Below are 14,166 nucleotides of genomic sequence, written 5' to 3' on the forward strand. Positions count from 1 at the left end.
CTCACTTGACCTGCTCCCCCACCGGATCGGTCTTCGGGTTCGCCCTGGCGAGCGTGGGGCCCTGGACGTAGTAGTCCTGCTCGCTCTCACCGAGCCGCATCGGGTGCGGCGGCTGCTCCATGCCGGGCAGCAGCGGCGCGAGCAGCTGCTCCTTCGTGTAGATCAGGTCCTGCCGGTTGTCGTCGGCCATCTCGTAGAAGTTCGTCATCGTGAGCGACCGGGTGGGGCAGGCCTCGATGCACAAGCCGCAGCCGATGCACCGCAGGTAGTTGATCTGGTAGATCGCGCCGAAGCGCTCACCGGGCGAGAAGCGCGCTTCCTCGGTGTTGTCCCCGCCCTCGACGTAGATCGCGTCGGCGGGGCAGGCCCATGCGCACAGCTCGCAGCCGACGCACTTCTCCAGCCCGTCCGGGTGCCGGTTGAGCTGGTGGCGGCCGTGGTAGCGCGGGGCCGCGGGCGGGAAGTTCTCCGGGTACTCCTCGGTGACGACCTTCTTGAACATCGTCGAGAAGGTGACGCCGAAGCCCTTGAAGAACTCAAACATCCTTCTTGTCCTTTCCGCCTGCGAGAGCCGGTTCCCGGTTCTCCGCTCCGGCAGCGAGCCTGCGCGCGCGCAGCTTGTGCCGCGGCGGCGTCGGGACCGTCAGGTCGAGCGGCGGCACCGGGTAGTCGGACGCGACCTCGATCACCGGCTCCTGCTGCACCTGCCGGTCGGGCACCAGGAACGCTATGACCAGCACGACCGCGAGCCCGATCCCGACCGCGACCAGCAGCGACGTCACGCCCTCGCCGCTGTTGCGGTAGGTGCGGATCGCGAAGATCATCAGGATCCAGAGCAGGCTGCCGGGGACCAGCACCTTCCAGCCCAGCCGCATGAACTGGTCGTAGCGCAGGCGGGGCAGCGTGCCGCGCAGCCAGATGAAGACGAACAGGAAGATGAACATCTTCAGCACGAACGCGAGGAACTGGAACCAGCCCGAATCGAAGCCCGACCACAGCGCCGGCAGCCACGGGATCTGGCCGCCGCCGAGGAACAGCGTGGTGGCCATCGCCGAGACGGTCACCATGTTCACGTACTCGGCGAGGAAGAACAGCGCGAACTTCAGCGACGAGTACTCGGTGTGGAACCCACCGACCAGCTCCGACTCCGCCTCCGGGAGGTCGAACGGCGCGCGGTTGGTCTCACCGACCATCGAGATCACGAACACCACGAAGCTCGGCGCCAGCAGCAGCACGTACCAGCCGCTCGACTGGGCACCGACGATGTCGGCGGTCGACATCGAGCCGGCGTAGAGGATCACGCCGACGATCGAGAGGCCCAGCGCGATCTCGTAGGAGATCACCTGCGCCGCCGAGCGCAGCGCAGCGAGCAGCGGGTACGGCGAGCCGGACGCCCAGCCGCCGAGCACGATCCCGTAGACGCCGAGCGAGGAGCAGGCGAGCACCACGAGCACGCCGACCGGGAGGTCGACGAGCTGCAGCACCGTCTCCTCACCGAAGATCGTGACGGTGCCGCCGAAGGGGATCACCGAGAACGCGACGAACGCCGGGATCGTCGAGATGACCGGGGCGATGAAGTACACCCGCTTGTCGGCCATCACCGGCATGATGTCTTCTTTGAACGCCAGCTTGAGGCCGTCGGCGAGGCTCTGCAGCCAGCCGCCCGGCCCCACCCGGTTGGGCCCGGGCCGCTGCTGCATGCGGCCGACGACCTTGCGCTCCCAGTTGATCATGAACAGGGTCATGACCACGCCGATGGCGAAGAGCAGGACGACCTTGAGCACGATCAGCCACAGCGGGTCGTCCGCCAGCAGCTGCTGCGTCCGCGTCAGGCCCCCGTCCTGCGCCAGTACAGCGCCGAGACCGGTCACGCCGTCACCCCCACGAGGTCGCCGTGCCCTGCGCCGAGCACGGTCCGTACCTGCGACTCGCCGGACTTGCCCGGCAGCCACACCACACCGTCAGGAAGGTCGGCGAGCGCCACCGGCAGCGTGATCGAGCCGCGCTCGGTGCGGACGGTGGCGTCGGCACCTTCCGCGAGGCCCAGCCGCTCGGCGGTCGCCGCGTTGATCCGCACGACCGCCGGACGCGCGGTGCCGGCGAGCGCGGGCTCGTCGATCGCGAGCGACGCGTCGTCGATCAGCTGCCGCCAGGACGCCAGCACCGCCTGGCCGAAGCCGGGGCGCAGCGGCTCGGAGGGGGCCAGCGCCGGCGCGGCCGGAGCCGCCGCGTTGCCGCTGCCGAGCCTGGCCAGCTCACCGGCCGCGGCGGCCGGGGTCTGGGTGAACAGGTCGACGTCCATCTCGACGGCGAGCGTGTCGAGCACCCGGCAGTCGGGAAGCACGCCGCCGGCCTCCAGGGCGGCGCCGAACTCGCGGCGGCGGCCCTCCCAGTTGAGGTAGCTGCCGCTGCGGTGCGCGTCGGGCGCGACCGGGAGCACGACGTCGGCCAGCTCGGTGACGGCCGAGGTGTGCAGCTCGAGGCTGACGAGGAACCCGATCTCGCGCAGGCCGGCGAGCGCCGCAGCGGGGTCGGCGAGGTCGTTCGGGTCGAGCCCGCCGACCACCAGCGCCGCGATGTCGCCCATCGCGGCGGCGGCGAGGATCTCGTCGGTGTCGCGGCCGCGCGCGGTGGGCAGCGTGCCCTCCGCGAGGCCCCACGCCGACTCGACCTCGGCGCGGGCGGCGGCGTCGGTGACGAGCCGGCCGCCGGGCAGCAGGTTCGGCACGGCGCCGGCGTCGAGCGCGCCGCGGTCGCCGGCCCGGCGCGGGACCCAGCCGACGGCAGCGCCGGTGCGGGCGCCGAGCGCGGCGACCGCGGAGTACAGGCCGGGCACCTCGGCAGCCCGCTCGCCGACGAGGATCACGCCACCGCCGGTGAGCGCCTCGACGACGTGCGCCGGGAGGTCGGCGAGCACCGCCGCCTCCGCACCGGGCACCGCCGGGATCAGGTTGTCGCGGGCCGCGGGCTCGGCCGAACCCAGCTCGACGGCCGTGCGCAGCACCGCCGGGGTGGACCACTGGCCGAGGTGGAAGACCTTCTGCGCGGTCTTGAGCGCGGCCTTGCGCAGGCGGAGGAAGACGACCGGCGCCTCCTCCTCCGGCTCCAGCGCGACGCAGAGGACCGCGGGCGCGGCCTCCAGCCGGGAGTAGCTGAGGTGCTCGGGACCCGTGCCCACGACGTGCGAGGCGAGGAAGTCCAGCTCCTCGTCCGAGTGCGGGCGGGCCCGGAAGTCGACGTCGTTGGTGCCGGCCGCGACGCGCGCGAACTTCGCGTACGCGTAGGCGTCCTCGACGGTGAGCCGGCCACCGGTGAGCACGCCGATGCCGCCGGCGCGGGCCGCGAGCAACCCCTCGGCGGCGACCCGCAGCGCCTCGGTCCACGACGTCTCGGCGAGCTGCCCGTCGGCGCCGCGGACCATCGGGCGGGTGATCCGGCCCTTCGAGGTCAGGTAGCGGAAGGCGAACCGGCTCTTGTCGTCGATCCACTCCTCGTTGACCTCGGGGTCGTTGCCCGAGAGGCGGCGCAGCACGACACCGCGGCGGGTGTCGATGCGCAGCGCGGCACCGCTGGCGGTGTGCTCGTCGACGCCCATCGTCGAGACCAGGTCGAACGGGCGGGAGCGGAACCGGTACTGCGCGCTGGTGAGCGCACCGACCGGGCAGATCTGGATGGTGTTGCCGGAGAAGTAGCTCTGGAACGGCTTGTCCTGGGCCACACCGATCTGCTGGTGCGCGCCGCGCTCCAGCAGGTCGATGAACGGGTCGCCGGCGATCTGCTCGGAGAAGCGCGTGCAGCGCTGGCAGAGCACGCAGCGCTCGCGGTCGAGCAGCACCTGCGTCGAGATCGGCAGCGGCTTCGGGAACGTCCGCTTGACGTCGACGAACCGCGAGTCGGTGCGCCCGTGCGCCATCGCCTGGTTCTGCAGGGGGCACTCGCCGCCCTTGTCGCAGATCGGGCAGTCGAGCGGGTGGTTGATGAGCAGCAGCTCCATCACACCCTGCTGCGCCTTGTCGGCGACCGGCGACGTGTGCTGGGTCTTGACGACCATCCCGTCGGCGACCGTCATCGTGCAGCTGGCCTGCGGCTTCGGCATCGGCCGGCCGCCCATCTCGACCTCGACCAGGCACTGGCGGCACGCGCCGGCCGGGTCGAGCAGCGGGTGGTCGCAGAAGCGCGGCACGATGATCCCGAGCCGCTCGCAGGTGCGGATCAGCAGCTCGCCCTTGGGCGCGTCGACCTCGCGGCCGTCGATCGTCAGGCGCACGTACCCGTCGGGTACGAGTGCCTTCTTCTCCTCGGGTGCGATGGTCATGCGGTCGCTCCGGTCAGCTCGGCCAGCTGCTCGGGACGCTGCACCGCGGGCTGTGCCGCGATGAGGTCCAGGAACTCCTGGCGGAAGTACTTGATCGCGCTCGTGATCGGGCTCGTCGCGCCGTCGCCGAGCGCGCAGAAGGAGCGGCCGAGGATGTTGTCGCAGATGTCGAGCATCGTCTCGACGTCGGCCTCGGTGCCCTCGCCGGCCACCATCCGCTCCAGGATCTGGACGAGCCAGTACGTGCCCTCACGGCACGGCGTGCACTTGCCGCAGCTCTCGTGCTTGTAGAACTCCGTCCACTTCATGACGGCCCACGGCACGGAGACGGTCTCGTTGAAGATCTGCACCGCGGTGGTGCCGAGCATGGAGCCCGCGGCCGCCGCGCCCTCGAAGTCGAGGGGGACGTCGAGGTGCTCCGCGGTGAACAGCGGGGTCGACGAGCCGCCCGGCGTCCAGAACTTGAGCGGGACGCCGTCCTTCATGCCGCCGGCGAGCTCCAGCAGCTGGCGCAGGGTGATGCCCAGCGGCGCCTCGTACTGTCCGGGCTTCTCGACGTGCCCGGAGATCGAGTAGATCTTGGGGCCGGGGCTCTTCTCGGAGCCCATCGCCCGGAACCAGGCGCTGCCGCCCATGACGATCGCGGGAACCGAGGCGATCGTCTCGACGTTGTTGACGACAGTGGGCGAGGCGTAGAGCCCCGAGGTGGCCGGGAACGGAGGCTTGAGGCGAGGTTGACCGCGACGACCTTCCAGCGAGTCGAGCAGAGCCGTCTCCTCGCCGCAGATGTAGGCGCCCGCGCCGGCGTGCACCACGATGTCGAGGTCGAACCCGGAACCGAGGATGTCCTTGCCGAGGTAGCCCTTGGCGTAGGCCTCCTCGACGGCCTTGCGCATGCGCCGGATGCAGTGCAGCGCCTCGCCGCGCACGTAGATCGCGCAGAAGTTCGCGCGGATCGCGAAGCTGGTGATGATGCAGCCTTCGACCAGCGAGTGCGGGTCGGCCATCATCGTCGGGATGTCCTTGCAGGTGCCCGGCTCGCCCTCGTCGGCGTTGATCACGAGGTACTTCGGCTTCGCACCGGGGCCGGTGGCGCCCTGCGGGATGAAGCCCCACTTCATGCCGGTCGGGAAGCCCGCGCCGCCGCGGCCGCGCAGGCCGGAGTCCTTGACCAGCTGGATGATCCGGTCGGGGTGCGTGGTCAGCGCGTGGCGCAGCGCCTGGTAGCCCTCGAGCTGCTCGTAGGTCTCGATCGCCCACGAGCGCGGCGACTGCCAGCGCCGGGTGAGCACCGGGGTCAACGGGTCCGGGGTCACGGGTGCGGTCATCAGCTCTTCTCCGGCAGGTCCGGGAACGCGGGAGGCGAGTCGGGCATGGCCGGGGCCAGCCAGCCGCGCTCGGAGGCGAGCTGCGCGCCGCGCATCGTCTCCACCGCGGTCGACGGGCCCTCCACGCTGCGCTCGAGGTCGGGGAAGATCCCCGAGAGCTCCAGCTCGACGGTCTTGAAGTCGGTCAGCGGCGCGCCGCGGGTCGGCGCGGGCTTCTCGCCGCGCTGCAGCGCCTCGACGAGCTGCTCGGCGCTCTCGACCGTCTGGTTGTCGTAGTACTCGTAGTTGACCTGCAGCACGGGGCCGAGGTCGCAGGCGGCGAGGCACTCCGCGTGCTCCAGCGTGATCGAGCCGGGGCTGCCGGGCTCGCCGGCCGTCTCCTCGTGCCCGACGCCGAGCTTCTCCTTCAGGCGGGCGTAGATGTCGTCGCCGCCCAGCACCGCGCACAGCGTGTTGGTGCAGACGCTGACGAGGTGCTCGCCGCACGGCCGCCGCTTGTACATCGTGTAGAAGGTGGCGACGGCCGAGACCTCGGCCGTGCTCAGCTCCAGCGCTTCAGCGCAGTACCGGATGCCGTCCTGGCTGACGTGCCCCTCGACCGACTGCACGAGGTGCAGCAGCGGGAGCAGCGCCGAGCGGCTCTGCGGGTACCTGGAGATGATCTCCTTGGTGCGCTGGCGCGTGACCTCGTCGAAGATCTCGTCGCTCATCTGTCCACGCCCCCCATCACCGGGTCGATCGACGCGACCGCCGCGATGACGTCGGCGATCATGCCGCCCTCGCTCATCGCGGGCATGGTCTGCAGGTTCACGAAGCTGGGCTCCCTGACGTGGACGCGCACCGGGCGCGTGCCGCCGTCGGAGACCAGGTGGTAGCCCAGCTCGCCGCGCGGCGACTCGACGGCGGTGTACACCTGGCCCGGCGGGACCGCGAAGCCCTCCGTGACCAGCTTGAAGTGGTGGATCAGCGACTCCATCGACTGACCCATGATCTTCTTGACGTGCTCGAGGGTGTTGCCCATGCCGTCGGAGCCGACCGAGAGCTGCGCGGGCCAGGCGATCTTGCGGTCCTCGACCATGACCGGACCGGGCTCGGCCTTCATCTTGTCCGCGGCCTGCTCGATGATCTTGAGCGACTCGTGGATCTCGGCGACGCGCAGCCGGTAGCGGGCGTAGCAGTCGGCCTCGGTGGCGACCGGGACGTCGAACTCGTACTCCTCGTAGCCGCAGTACGGCTCGACCTTGCGCAGGTCCCACGGCAGGCCCGCGGCACGCAGGATCGGGCCGGTCGCGCCCAGCGCGAGGCAGCCGTCGACGGGCAGGTAGCCGACGTTCTCCAGGCGCTGGCGCCAGATCGGCTGGCCGGTGAGCAGCTTGTCGTAGTCGGGCAGCCGCTTGCGCATGAGCGCGACGAACTCGACGACCTTCTCGTACCAGCCGTCGGGGAGGTCCTGCGCGAGCCCGCCGGGCCGGACGTACGCGTGGTTCATGCGCAGGCCGGTCAGGAACTCCAGGAGGTGCAGCGCCTCCTCGCGCTCGCGGAAGCCGGCCGTCATGCCGGTGAGCGCGCCCAGCTCCATGCCGCCGGTGGCCAGGCACACCAGGTGCGAGCCGATCCGGTTGATCTCCATGAGCAGGACGCGGCCGATCGTGGCCCGGCGCGGGGCCTCGACGCCCAGCAGCTTCTCGACCGCGAGGCAGTAGGCGACCTCGTTGAAGATCGGCGCGAGGTAGTCCATGCGCGTCACGAAGGTGACGCCCTGGGTCCAGGTGCGGTACTCGCAGTTCTTCTCGATGCCCGTGTGCAGGTAGCCGATCACCGAGCGGGCCTGCTGGACCGTCTCGCCCTCCAGCTCCAGCACGAGCCGGAGCACGCCGTGGGTCGACGGGTGCTGCGGGCCCATGTTGACGACGATCCGGTCGTCGTGCTCGGAGTCGATGAGCGTGTCCCAGTCGCCGCCGGTGACCGTGTAGACGGTCCCCTCCGTGGTGATCCGCTCGTCGGCGTAGGCGTCGTTCGTGCTGGTCATGAGTACGACCGCCTCTGATCAGGCGGAGGGATCTCCGCGCCCTTGTACTCCACCGGGATCCCGCCGAGCGGGTAGTCCTTGCGCTGCGGGTGCCCGTCCCAGTCGTCCGGCATGAGGATCCGGGTGAGCGCCGGGTGGCCCTCGAAGACCACGCCGAACATGTCCCACGTCTCGCGCTCGTGCCAGTCGGCCGTCGGGTAGACCTCGACGACGCTGGGCAGCTTGGCGTCGTCGACGTCGAGCGCGACCTCCAGGCGCACGCGGCGCCGGTAGGTCATCGACAGCAGGTGGTAGACGACGTGCAGGCGCTGCTCGACGTCGACGCCGTAGTCGACGCCCGACACCGAGGAGCACAGCTCGAAGCGCAGGTCGCCGGCGTCGCGGAAGGTGCGGCAGACGTCGAGGATGCGCTCGCGCTCGATGTAGAAGGTGATCTCGTCGCGGTCGATGGTGATCTGCTGCACCGCGCCGCGCGGCACGCCGCTCTCGGCGAGCGCCTCCGCGACGTCGTCGGCGAAGTCGTCGAACCAGCCGCCGAAGGGCCGCTCCGCCGGGGCGGGCACGTGGCCGGGCAGGCGCAGGCCGCCGAAACCGGACGTGTCGCCGGAGCCGGAGACACCGAACATGCCGGAGCGGGTGCGGCTCGGCGCGAGGCGGGTGCCGCCCTCGGTCTCGGGCGCTTGCTCGAGCTCGCCGCTCTCCGGGGTCTCGCCGCCGGCGGCGTCCTGCGCTGCGGTGTCGGCGCCGCTCTTCTCGGCGGACGACTGCGGCGCGCCCGTCGCGTCCTTCGGTTCGTCAGGCACTTTCCACTGCCTTCTTCTTCGGCGCGAACTTGATCGAGGACGGCACGAGCTCGGTCTTGTGGCCCGACTCGGCGAGCGCCGCGGCGCGCTTGGCGCCCAGCGGCTCGTCCATGATCTTCGCGTGGATCTTGAGGATCGCGTCGATCAGCATCTCCGGCCGCGGCGGGCAGCCCGGGAGGTACATGTCGACGGGCACGACGTGGTCGACGCCCTGCACGATCGCGTAGTTGTTGAACATGCCGCCCGACGACGCGCAGACGCCCATCGCCAGCACCCAGCGCGGCTCCGGCATCTGGTCGTAGATCTGGCGCAGCACGGGCGCCATCTTGTTGCTCACCCGGCCGGCGACGATCATCAGGTCGGCCTGGCGCGGCGAGGCCCTGAAGACCTCCATGCCGAACCGCGCGAGGTCGTAGCGCGGGGCGCCGGTCGTCATCATCTCGATCGCGCAGCAGGCCAGCCCGAAGGTGGCCGGCCAGAGCGAGGACTTGCGGGTCCAGTTGACCAGCTTCTCGACACTGGTCAGCAGCACGCCGTTGGGAAGGTGCTCTTCGAGGCCCATCTCAGTTCCAATCCAGCCCGCCGCGCCGCCACACGTAGATGTAGGCGAAGCCGACCGTGACGATGAACAGCACGATCTCCACCAGCCCGAAGAGGCCGAGCGCGTCGGCGCTCACCGCGAACGGGTAGAGGAAGACCATTTCGATGTCGAACAGGATGAACAACATCGCAGTGAGGTAATAGGCGACCGGCATCCGACCGCCGCCGACGACGGGCTGCGGCGAAGGCTCGATACCGCATTCGTAGGCGTCGAGCTTGGCGCGGTTGTAGCGGCGCGGACCGACGTAGGGCGCCGCGGTCACCGAGAACAGCGCGAAGGCACCGGCCAGTGCGAACAGCAGCACCAGCGGGAGGTAGGGATCGAGCATCCGTGCGTCCTCTTCTGATTCGATACCGGCGGCCGCGACACTAGGTCGGCGCGCGGCACCGGGCTGAGCCAGGCAAGCCTTACTTCGGTGGTGCTACAAGCTCGGCGCGACCTTTGTCATCGCCGTGATCACGCGATCACTCACCCCGCCATCCCGTGGGTCGTACAAGTTGGCGAGGAGCTTGAGGATGAAACGCATCAACGTGACCCGCGGAAGGCCGTACTTCGTGGCCATTCCCATGATCGTCGGGTTGCCGATGAGCTTCGAGAAGATGTTGCCGATGCGGTAGTAGCCGCCAAGGGCCTGGCTCATCGCGGCCGGGTAGCCGGCGAGCGCGGCCTCCGCCGACGCGCCGGAGCGGGCGAGCGACTGCACCGCGCAGCGCGAGGCGATCGCCGCCGACTCCATCGCGTAGGCGATGCCCTCGCCGTTGAACGGGTTCACCATCCCGCCCGCGTCGCCGACCAGCAGCAACCCCGGCCGGTAGTGCGGCACCCGGTTGAAGCCCATCGGCAGCGCGGCGCCGCCGACGGTGCCGACGGCGTTCTCGTCGCGGTAGCCCCACTCCTCCGGGGTGCCCTCCAGCCAGCTGCGCAGCAGCGCCCGGTAGTCGGTGGAGCCGTAGGCCTTCGACGTCGAGAGGATGCCGAGGCCGACGTTCGACGTGCCGTCGCCCATCCCGAAGATCCAGCCGTAGCCGGGCAGGAGCTTGGGGTTCGCCGGGTCGGACCGGTCCCACAGCTCCAGGTGGCTCTCGAGGTAGTCGTCGTGCGTGCGCGGGCTGTTGTAGTAGCGGCGCACCGCAACACCCATCGGGCGGTCGTCGCGCTTGCCCATGCCGAGGCTCAGCGCGAGGCGGGCGCTCACGCCGTCACACGCAAGGGTGAGCGGCGCGCGGAAGGTGACCTCGCGCTTGTCCTTGCCCTTGCCGACGTGCCCGGTGACGCCCACGACCCGGCCGCGGTCGGTGACCGCCTCGGTGACGGTGGTGTCCTCGTGCAGGCGCGCGCCCGACTTCTCGGCGTGCCGGACCAGCAGCTCGTCGAAGTCCTGGCGGGGGCGGACCGCGCCGAAGTTCGGGAAGCTCGCGAGCGTCGGCCAGTCGAGCTCCAGCGTCACACCGCCGCCGACGACGCGCAGGCCCTTGTTGTGCAGCCAGCCGTTCTGCTCGGAGCAGTCGATGCCCAGGTCGATGAGCTGCTTCATGCCCCGCGGGGTGAAGCCGTCGCCGCACACCTTGGGGCGCGGGAACGTCGACTTCTCCAGCAGCAGCACATCGAGCCCCGCGCGGGCGAGGTACGCGGCGGCTGTGGAACCGGCGGGGCCGGCACCGACGACGATGACGTCGGCGTCGGCGCCGCTCGTGGTGGGATTCGGCGCGGCCATGCGGCTCCTTGTGAACAGATTCACGAAGTCGGTTGGGAGTCTAAGCGCCCAGCTCCGAGCCTGCCCACCCACCCGGGTGACCTTCTGCGGCGAGCCCCGACTTCCCCACCGTTTTGGGTGGATGCGCGCCCCAGCGGCGCGCAAGTGCCCAAAACGGTGGGGAACTTCGGGGGCCGGCGGCTAGCGGGTGGCGCGGTGGAGGGCGACGGCGCCGCCGGCGAGGTTGCGCCACGCGACGCGCTGCCAGCCGGCGTTGCCGATGCGCGCGGCCAGCTCGGGCTGCGGCGACCAGTCGCGGATCGACTCGCCGAGGTAGGAGTACGCCTCCGGGTTGCTGGAGACGGCGTTCGCAACAGCGGGGAGCCCGCGCTCCAGCACGAGGTGGTAGGCCGCGCGGTACGGCGCCCACGTCGGGCGGGAGAACTCGCAGACCAGCAGCCGTCCACCCGGACGGGTGACGCGCGCCATCTCGGCCAGCGCGATGTCGGGCTCGGCGACGTTGCGCAGCCCGAACGAGATCGTCACGGCGTCGAAGGACCGGTCGGCGAACGGGAGGCGCATCGCGTCGGCCGCGACCTTCGGCACATCACGCCCCTCGCCGGCGCGGAGCATGCCGAGCGAGAAGTCGGCGGCGACGCACCACGCACCCGAGCGGCTGAGCTCGACCGTCGAGACCGACGTGCCGGCGGCGAGGTCCAGCACCCGCTCGCCGGCCCGGAGCGCGAGCGACTCGCGCGCGATCCGCCGCCACCGCCGGTCCTGGCCGCCGGACAGGACCGTGTTGGTGAGGTCGTACCGCGCCGCGACGCCGTCGAACATCGCCGCGACCTCGTGCGGGTCCTTGTCCAGCTCAGCCCTCATCACGAGAGGAACCCTACGCACGGACCCCGGGAAGCCGCCGCCACACATGCGATGCGTGCGCATCGCACGGGTTGCCGCCACCCCCTTGGGGTCTGCCCGCCGGCCGGGGCGTGGCTGGGTGCCCCACAGGAGGGCAGGAAAGCCACTTTCCTGCCCTGTGAGGGCCGGAAAGTGGCTTTCCTGCCCTCCCCGGTGCCGTCCCCCGTTGGGGCGTCAGCCGGCCAGTTGCACCAGCATGCGGTCCACCGACGCCGGCCAGTCGTACCGCTCCGCACGGGCGCGGGCGGCCGCGCGCCGCCCCCGCTCGTCGTCCGCCAGCAGCGTCGTGACGCCCGCGGCGAACGCGTCGGGTGAGTCCGCGGCCGCCGCGCCGGAGCGCCCGACGATCTCCGGCAGCGCCGACGACGCCGAGACGACCACGGGTGTCCCGCTGGCCAGCGCCTCCAGCGCGGAGAGGCCGAACGTCTCGTGCGGGCCGGGGGCGAGCGAGACGTCGGCCGAGGCGAGCAGGCCGGCCAGCCGCGACCGGTCGGGCACGAACCCGAGGAACGTGACCGGCAGCCGAGCGGCCCGCCGTTCCAGCGACGCGCGCCGCGGCCCGTCCCCCGCAACGACGAGCCGCACGCGGTGCCCGGCGTCACGCAGCGCCGCGACGGTGTCGACGCTGCGCTCGGGGTGCTTCTCCGGCGACAGCCGCCCGCAGTGCACGAGCAGCGCGTCGGCGCCGGCGGCGAGGTCGCGCCGGAGCGTCCGGTCGTGCCGCGCGGGCGTGAACGTCGTCAGGTCGACGCCCAGCGGCACCTGCACGACGTTGCGCGCGCCGATCCGGTCGAACTCGGCCCGCGCGAACCCCGTCGTGCAGACCACGGTGTCGTACGCGGCGGCCATCCGCGCGTTGGCGGCGTCGGCAACCCGCTCTGCGACGTACCCCGGCAGCAGGAACTGCGTCAGCAGCCGGTCGAGCCGCTCGTGCGAGATCACGACGCTCGGCACCCCGACCCGGCCCGCCCACGCGCCCAGACCGCGCAGCGTCAGCCGGTCGGACACCTCGACGGCGTCGGGCCGCAGCCGTTCCAGCAGCCGCCGCACCCGCCAGGGGTCGACGGCGCGGTAGCCGCCGGTGCCGGGCAGCCGCGGCGCCGGCACGGTGATGCGGCGGACGCCGGTGGGCAGCAGCTCGTGCGCGGCCCGCGCCCCGGGCACGACGAGCACCACCTCGTGGCCACGCCCCACGTAGCCGGCCCCGAGGTGGTGCAGCGCGGTGCGCAGGCCACCGGAGCGGGGGCCGTAGAAGTTCGCGAGCTGGACGATCCGCACGGGTCAGGCCGCGGCCGCGGCCGCCACCCCGATCACCTCGGCGTAGTGGGCGAGCAGCTCGTCGCAGACCGTCGTCCAGGTGCGGCGCAGCACCGACTGCCGCGCGGCCGTGCCGAAGCGCCTGCGCAGCCGCGGGTCGGTCAGCGCCGTCACGGCGGCGCGCAGCTGCTCGTCGGCGGCGGCGCCGACCGGGTCGGCCCAGTCGGGCCGCGGCGGCACCAGGTAGCCGGTCCGCCCGGGCAGCACGAGGTCGCGCGGCCCGCCGGCGTCGGGCGCGACGACCGGCAGCCCCGACGCGAGCGCCTCCTGCACCGCCTGGCAGAACGTCTCGGACGGCCCGGTGTGCACGAAGATGTCGAGCGAGGCGTAGATCCGCGCCAGCTCGTCGCCGCTGCGGAACCCGAGGAACGCCGCGTCGGGCAGCGCCGCCCGCAGCCGCTCCTCGCTCGGCCCGCCGCCGACCACGACGAGCCGGACGCCCGGCAGGTCGCGCAGCACCGCCAGCCGCTCGACCTGCTTCTCCGGCGCCAGCCGCCCGACGTACCCGACGAGCAGCTCGTCGTTCGGCGCCAGCTCGGCGCGCAGCGCGGCGTCCCGCTTCGACGGGGTGAACCGGCTGGTGTCGACGCCGCGCGCCCACTGGTGCACCCGCGGCACCCCGCGCTCGCGCAGCGCCTCGGTCGCCCAGCTCGACGGCGCCAGCGTCCGGTCGGCCTGGCCGTGCAGCCGGCAGGTCCACCGCCAGGCCGCGCGGGCGGTCAGCCCGAGCCCGTACGACGACGCGAAGCCGGCGACGTCGGTCTGGTAGATCGCGACGGTCGGGATGCCGAGCCGGCGCGCCGCCGCCAGCCCCCGGTAGCCGACGACGAACGGCGCGGCGAGGTGGACGACGTCGGGGCCGAACTCGCGCAACGCCGTCATGATCCGCCGCGACGGCACACCGACCGGCATCGAGGAGACGACGGGCAGGTCGAACGCGGGCACCCGGACGACGGGGGCGCCGGCGTACTCGACCGGGCCCTCCAGACCGGGGGCGATCACCAGCACCTGGTGGCCGGCCTCCGTCAGGTGCTCGACGACCCGCAGTACCGAGTTCGTGACACCGTTGACGACCGGGAGGAAGCACTCGGACACGATCGCGACTCGCACGGGTGCAACGTCCCCCAACCGGCGGCCGAGCGGCCGTACCTGGGTTGAC

13 protein-coding genes are annotated in these 14,166 nt (G+C 71.9%); all 13 read right to left on the bottom strand.

The features are described from left to right. Position 1: 1 nt before the first annotated feature. On the bottom strand, positions 2 to 544 hold the full coding sequence (nuoI, locus tag LL648_RS37260) for an NADH-quinone oxidoreductase subunit NuoI (RefSeq protein WP_232667584.1): 543 nt from the start codon (positions 542 to 544) through the stop codon (positions 2 to 4). Next, positions 537 to 1,832 carry an NADH-quinone oxidoreductase subunit NuoH gene (nuoH, locus tag LL648_RS37265; RefSeq protein ID WP_232667618.1) on the bottom strand — a complete coding sequence of 432 codons (1,296 nt, stop codon included), beginning with the start codon at positions 1,830 to 1,832 and terminating at the stop codon, positions 537 to 539. Before nuoH ends, nuoI begins: the two co-directional genes overlap by 8 nt. A 35-nt stretch (positions 1,833 to 1,867) precedes the next feature. Beyond that, a complete protein-coding gene (locus tag LL648_RS37270; protein WP_232667585.1) occupies positions 1,868 to 4,315 on the bottom strand; it encodes an NADH-quinone oxidoreductase subunit G in 2,448 nt (815 codons plus the stop codon). After that, positions 4,312 to 5,643, bottom strand: a complete 1,332-nt coding sequence (gene nuoF / locus LL648_RS37275; RefSeq protein ID WP_232667587.1) for an NADH-quinone oxidoreductase subunit NuoF — start codon at positions 5,641 to 5,643, stop codon at positions 4,312 to 4,314. Before nuoF ends, LL648_RS37270 begins: the two co-directional genes overlap by 4 nt. After that, a complete protein-coding gene (nuoE, locus tag LL648_RS37280) occupies positions 5,643 to 6,353 on the bottom strand; it encodes an NADH-quinone oxidoreductase subunit NuoE (RefSeq protein ID WP_232667588.1) in 711 nt (236 codons plus the stop codon). Before nuoE ends, nuoF begins: the two co-directional genes overlap by 1 nt. Then, a complete protein-coding gene (locus LL648_RS37285; protein ID WP_232667589.1) occupies positions 6,350 to 7,672 on the bottom strand; it encodes an NADH-quinone oxidoreductase subunit D in 1,323 nt (440 codons plus the stop codon). The genes nuoE and LL648_RS37285 overlap by 4 nt, the downstream gene beginning before the upstream one ends. Further along, on the bottom strand, positions 7,669 to 8,475 hold the full coding sequence (locus tag LL648_RS37290; protein WP_232667590.1) for an NADH-quinone oxidoreductase subunit C: 807 nt from the start codon (positions 8,473 to 8,475) through the stop codon (positions 7,669 to 7,671). The genes LL648_RS37285 and LL648_RS37290 overlap by 4 nt, the downstream gene beginning before the upstream one ends. Beyond that, the gene (locus LL648_RS37295) at positions 8,468 to 9,037 is read right to left on the bottom strand and encodes a NuoB/complex I 20 kDa subunit family protein (RefSeq protein ID WP_232667591.1); all 570 of its coding nucleotides are present in this window, start codon (positions 9,035 to 9,037) and stop codon (positions 8,468 to 8,470) included. Before LL648_RS37295 ends, LL648_RS37290 begins: the two co-directional genes overlap by 8 nt. A gap of 1 nt (position 9,038) precedes the next feature. After that, positions 9,039 to 9,404, bottom strand: a complete 366-nt coding sequence (locus LL648_RS37300) for an NADH-quinone oxidoreductase subunit A (RefSeq protein ID WP_232667592.1) — start codon at positions 9,402 to 9,404, stop codon at positions 9,039 to 9,041. Between the two features lie 93 nt (positions 9,405 to 9,497). Beyond that, positions 9,498 to 10,790, bottom strand: a complete 1,293-nt coding sequence (locus tag LL648_RS37305; RefSeq protein WP_232667594.1) for a geranylgeranyl reductase family protein — start codon at positions 10,788 to 10,790, stop codon at positions 9,498 to 9,500. 180 nt (positions 10,791 to 10,970) lie between these two features. After that, a complete protein-coding gene (locus LL648_RS37310; RefSeq protein WP_232667596.1) occupies positions 10,971 to 11,654 on the bottom strand; it encodes a demethylmenaquinone methyltransferase in 684 nt (227 codons plus the stop codon). A 210-nt stretch (positions 11,655 to 11,864) separates the two neighbouring features. After that, the gene (locus LL648_RS37315) at positions 11,865 to 12,968 is read right to left on the bottom strand and encodes a glycosyltransferase (protein ID WP_232667597.1); all 1,104 of its coding nucleotides are present in this window, start codon (positions 12,966 to 12,968) and stop codon (positions 11,865 to 11,867) included. Between the two features lie 3 nt (positions 12,969 to 12,971). Beyond that, complete coding sequence (locus LL648_RS37320) at positions 12,972 to 14,117, bottom strand: glycosyltransferase family 4 protein (protein WP_232667598.1); 1,146 nt, start codon at positions 14,115 to 14,117, stop codon at positions 12,972 to 12,974. Positions 14,118 to 14,166: the final 49 nt, after the last annotated feature.

Origin of the sequence: Pseudonocardia sp. TRM90224 (assembly GCF_021245725.1) — a bacterium.
GTDB lineage: Bacteria > Actinomycetota > Actinomycetes > Mycobacteriales > Pseudonocardiaceae > Pseudonocardia.

Coding starts and splice junctions, on each gene's coding strand:
- LL648_RS37295 (WP_232667591.1), bottom strand. CDS start 9,037: ATGGGCCTCGAAGAGCACCTTCCCAACGGCGTGCTGCTGACCAGTGTC.
- nuoI (WP_232667584.1), bottom strand. CDS start 544: ATGTTTGAGTTCTTCAAGGGCTTCGGCGTCACCTTCTCGACGATGTTC.
- nuoF (WP_232667587.1), bottom strand. CDS start 5,643: ATGACCGCACCCGTGACCCCGGACCCGTTGACCCCGGTGCTCACCCGG.
- LL648_RS37300 (WP_232667592.1), bottom strand. CDS start 9,404: ATGCTCGATCCCTACCTCCCGCTGGTGCTGCTGTTCGCACTGGCCGGT.
- LL648_RS37270 (WP_232667585.1), bottom strand. CDS start 4,315: ATGACCATCGCACCCGAGGAGAAGAAGGCACTCGTACCCGACGGGTAC.
- nuoE (WP_232667588.1), bottom strand. CDS start 6,353: ATGAGCGACGAGATCTTCGACGAGGTCACGCGCCAGCGCACCAAGGAG.
- LL648_RS37285 (WP_232667589.1), bottom strand. CDS start 7,672: ATGACCAGCACGAACGACGCCTACGCCGACGAGCGGATCACCACGGAG.
- LL648_RS37305 (WP_232667594.1), bottom strand. CDS start 10,790: ATGGCCGCGCCGAATCCCACCACGAGCGGCGCCGACGCCGACGTCATC.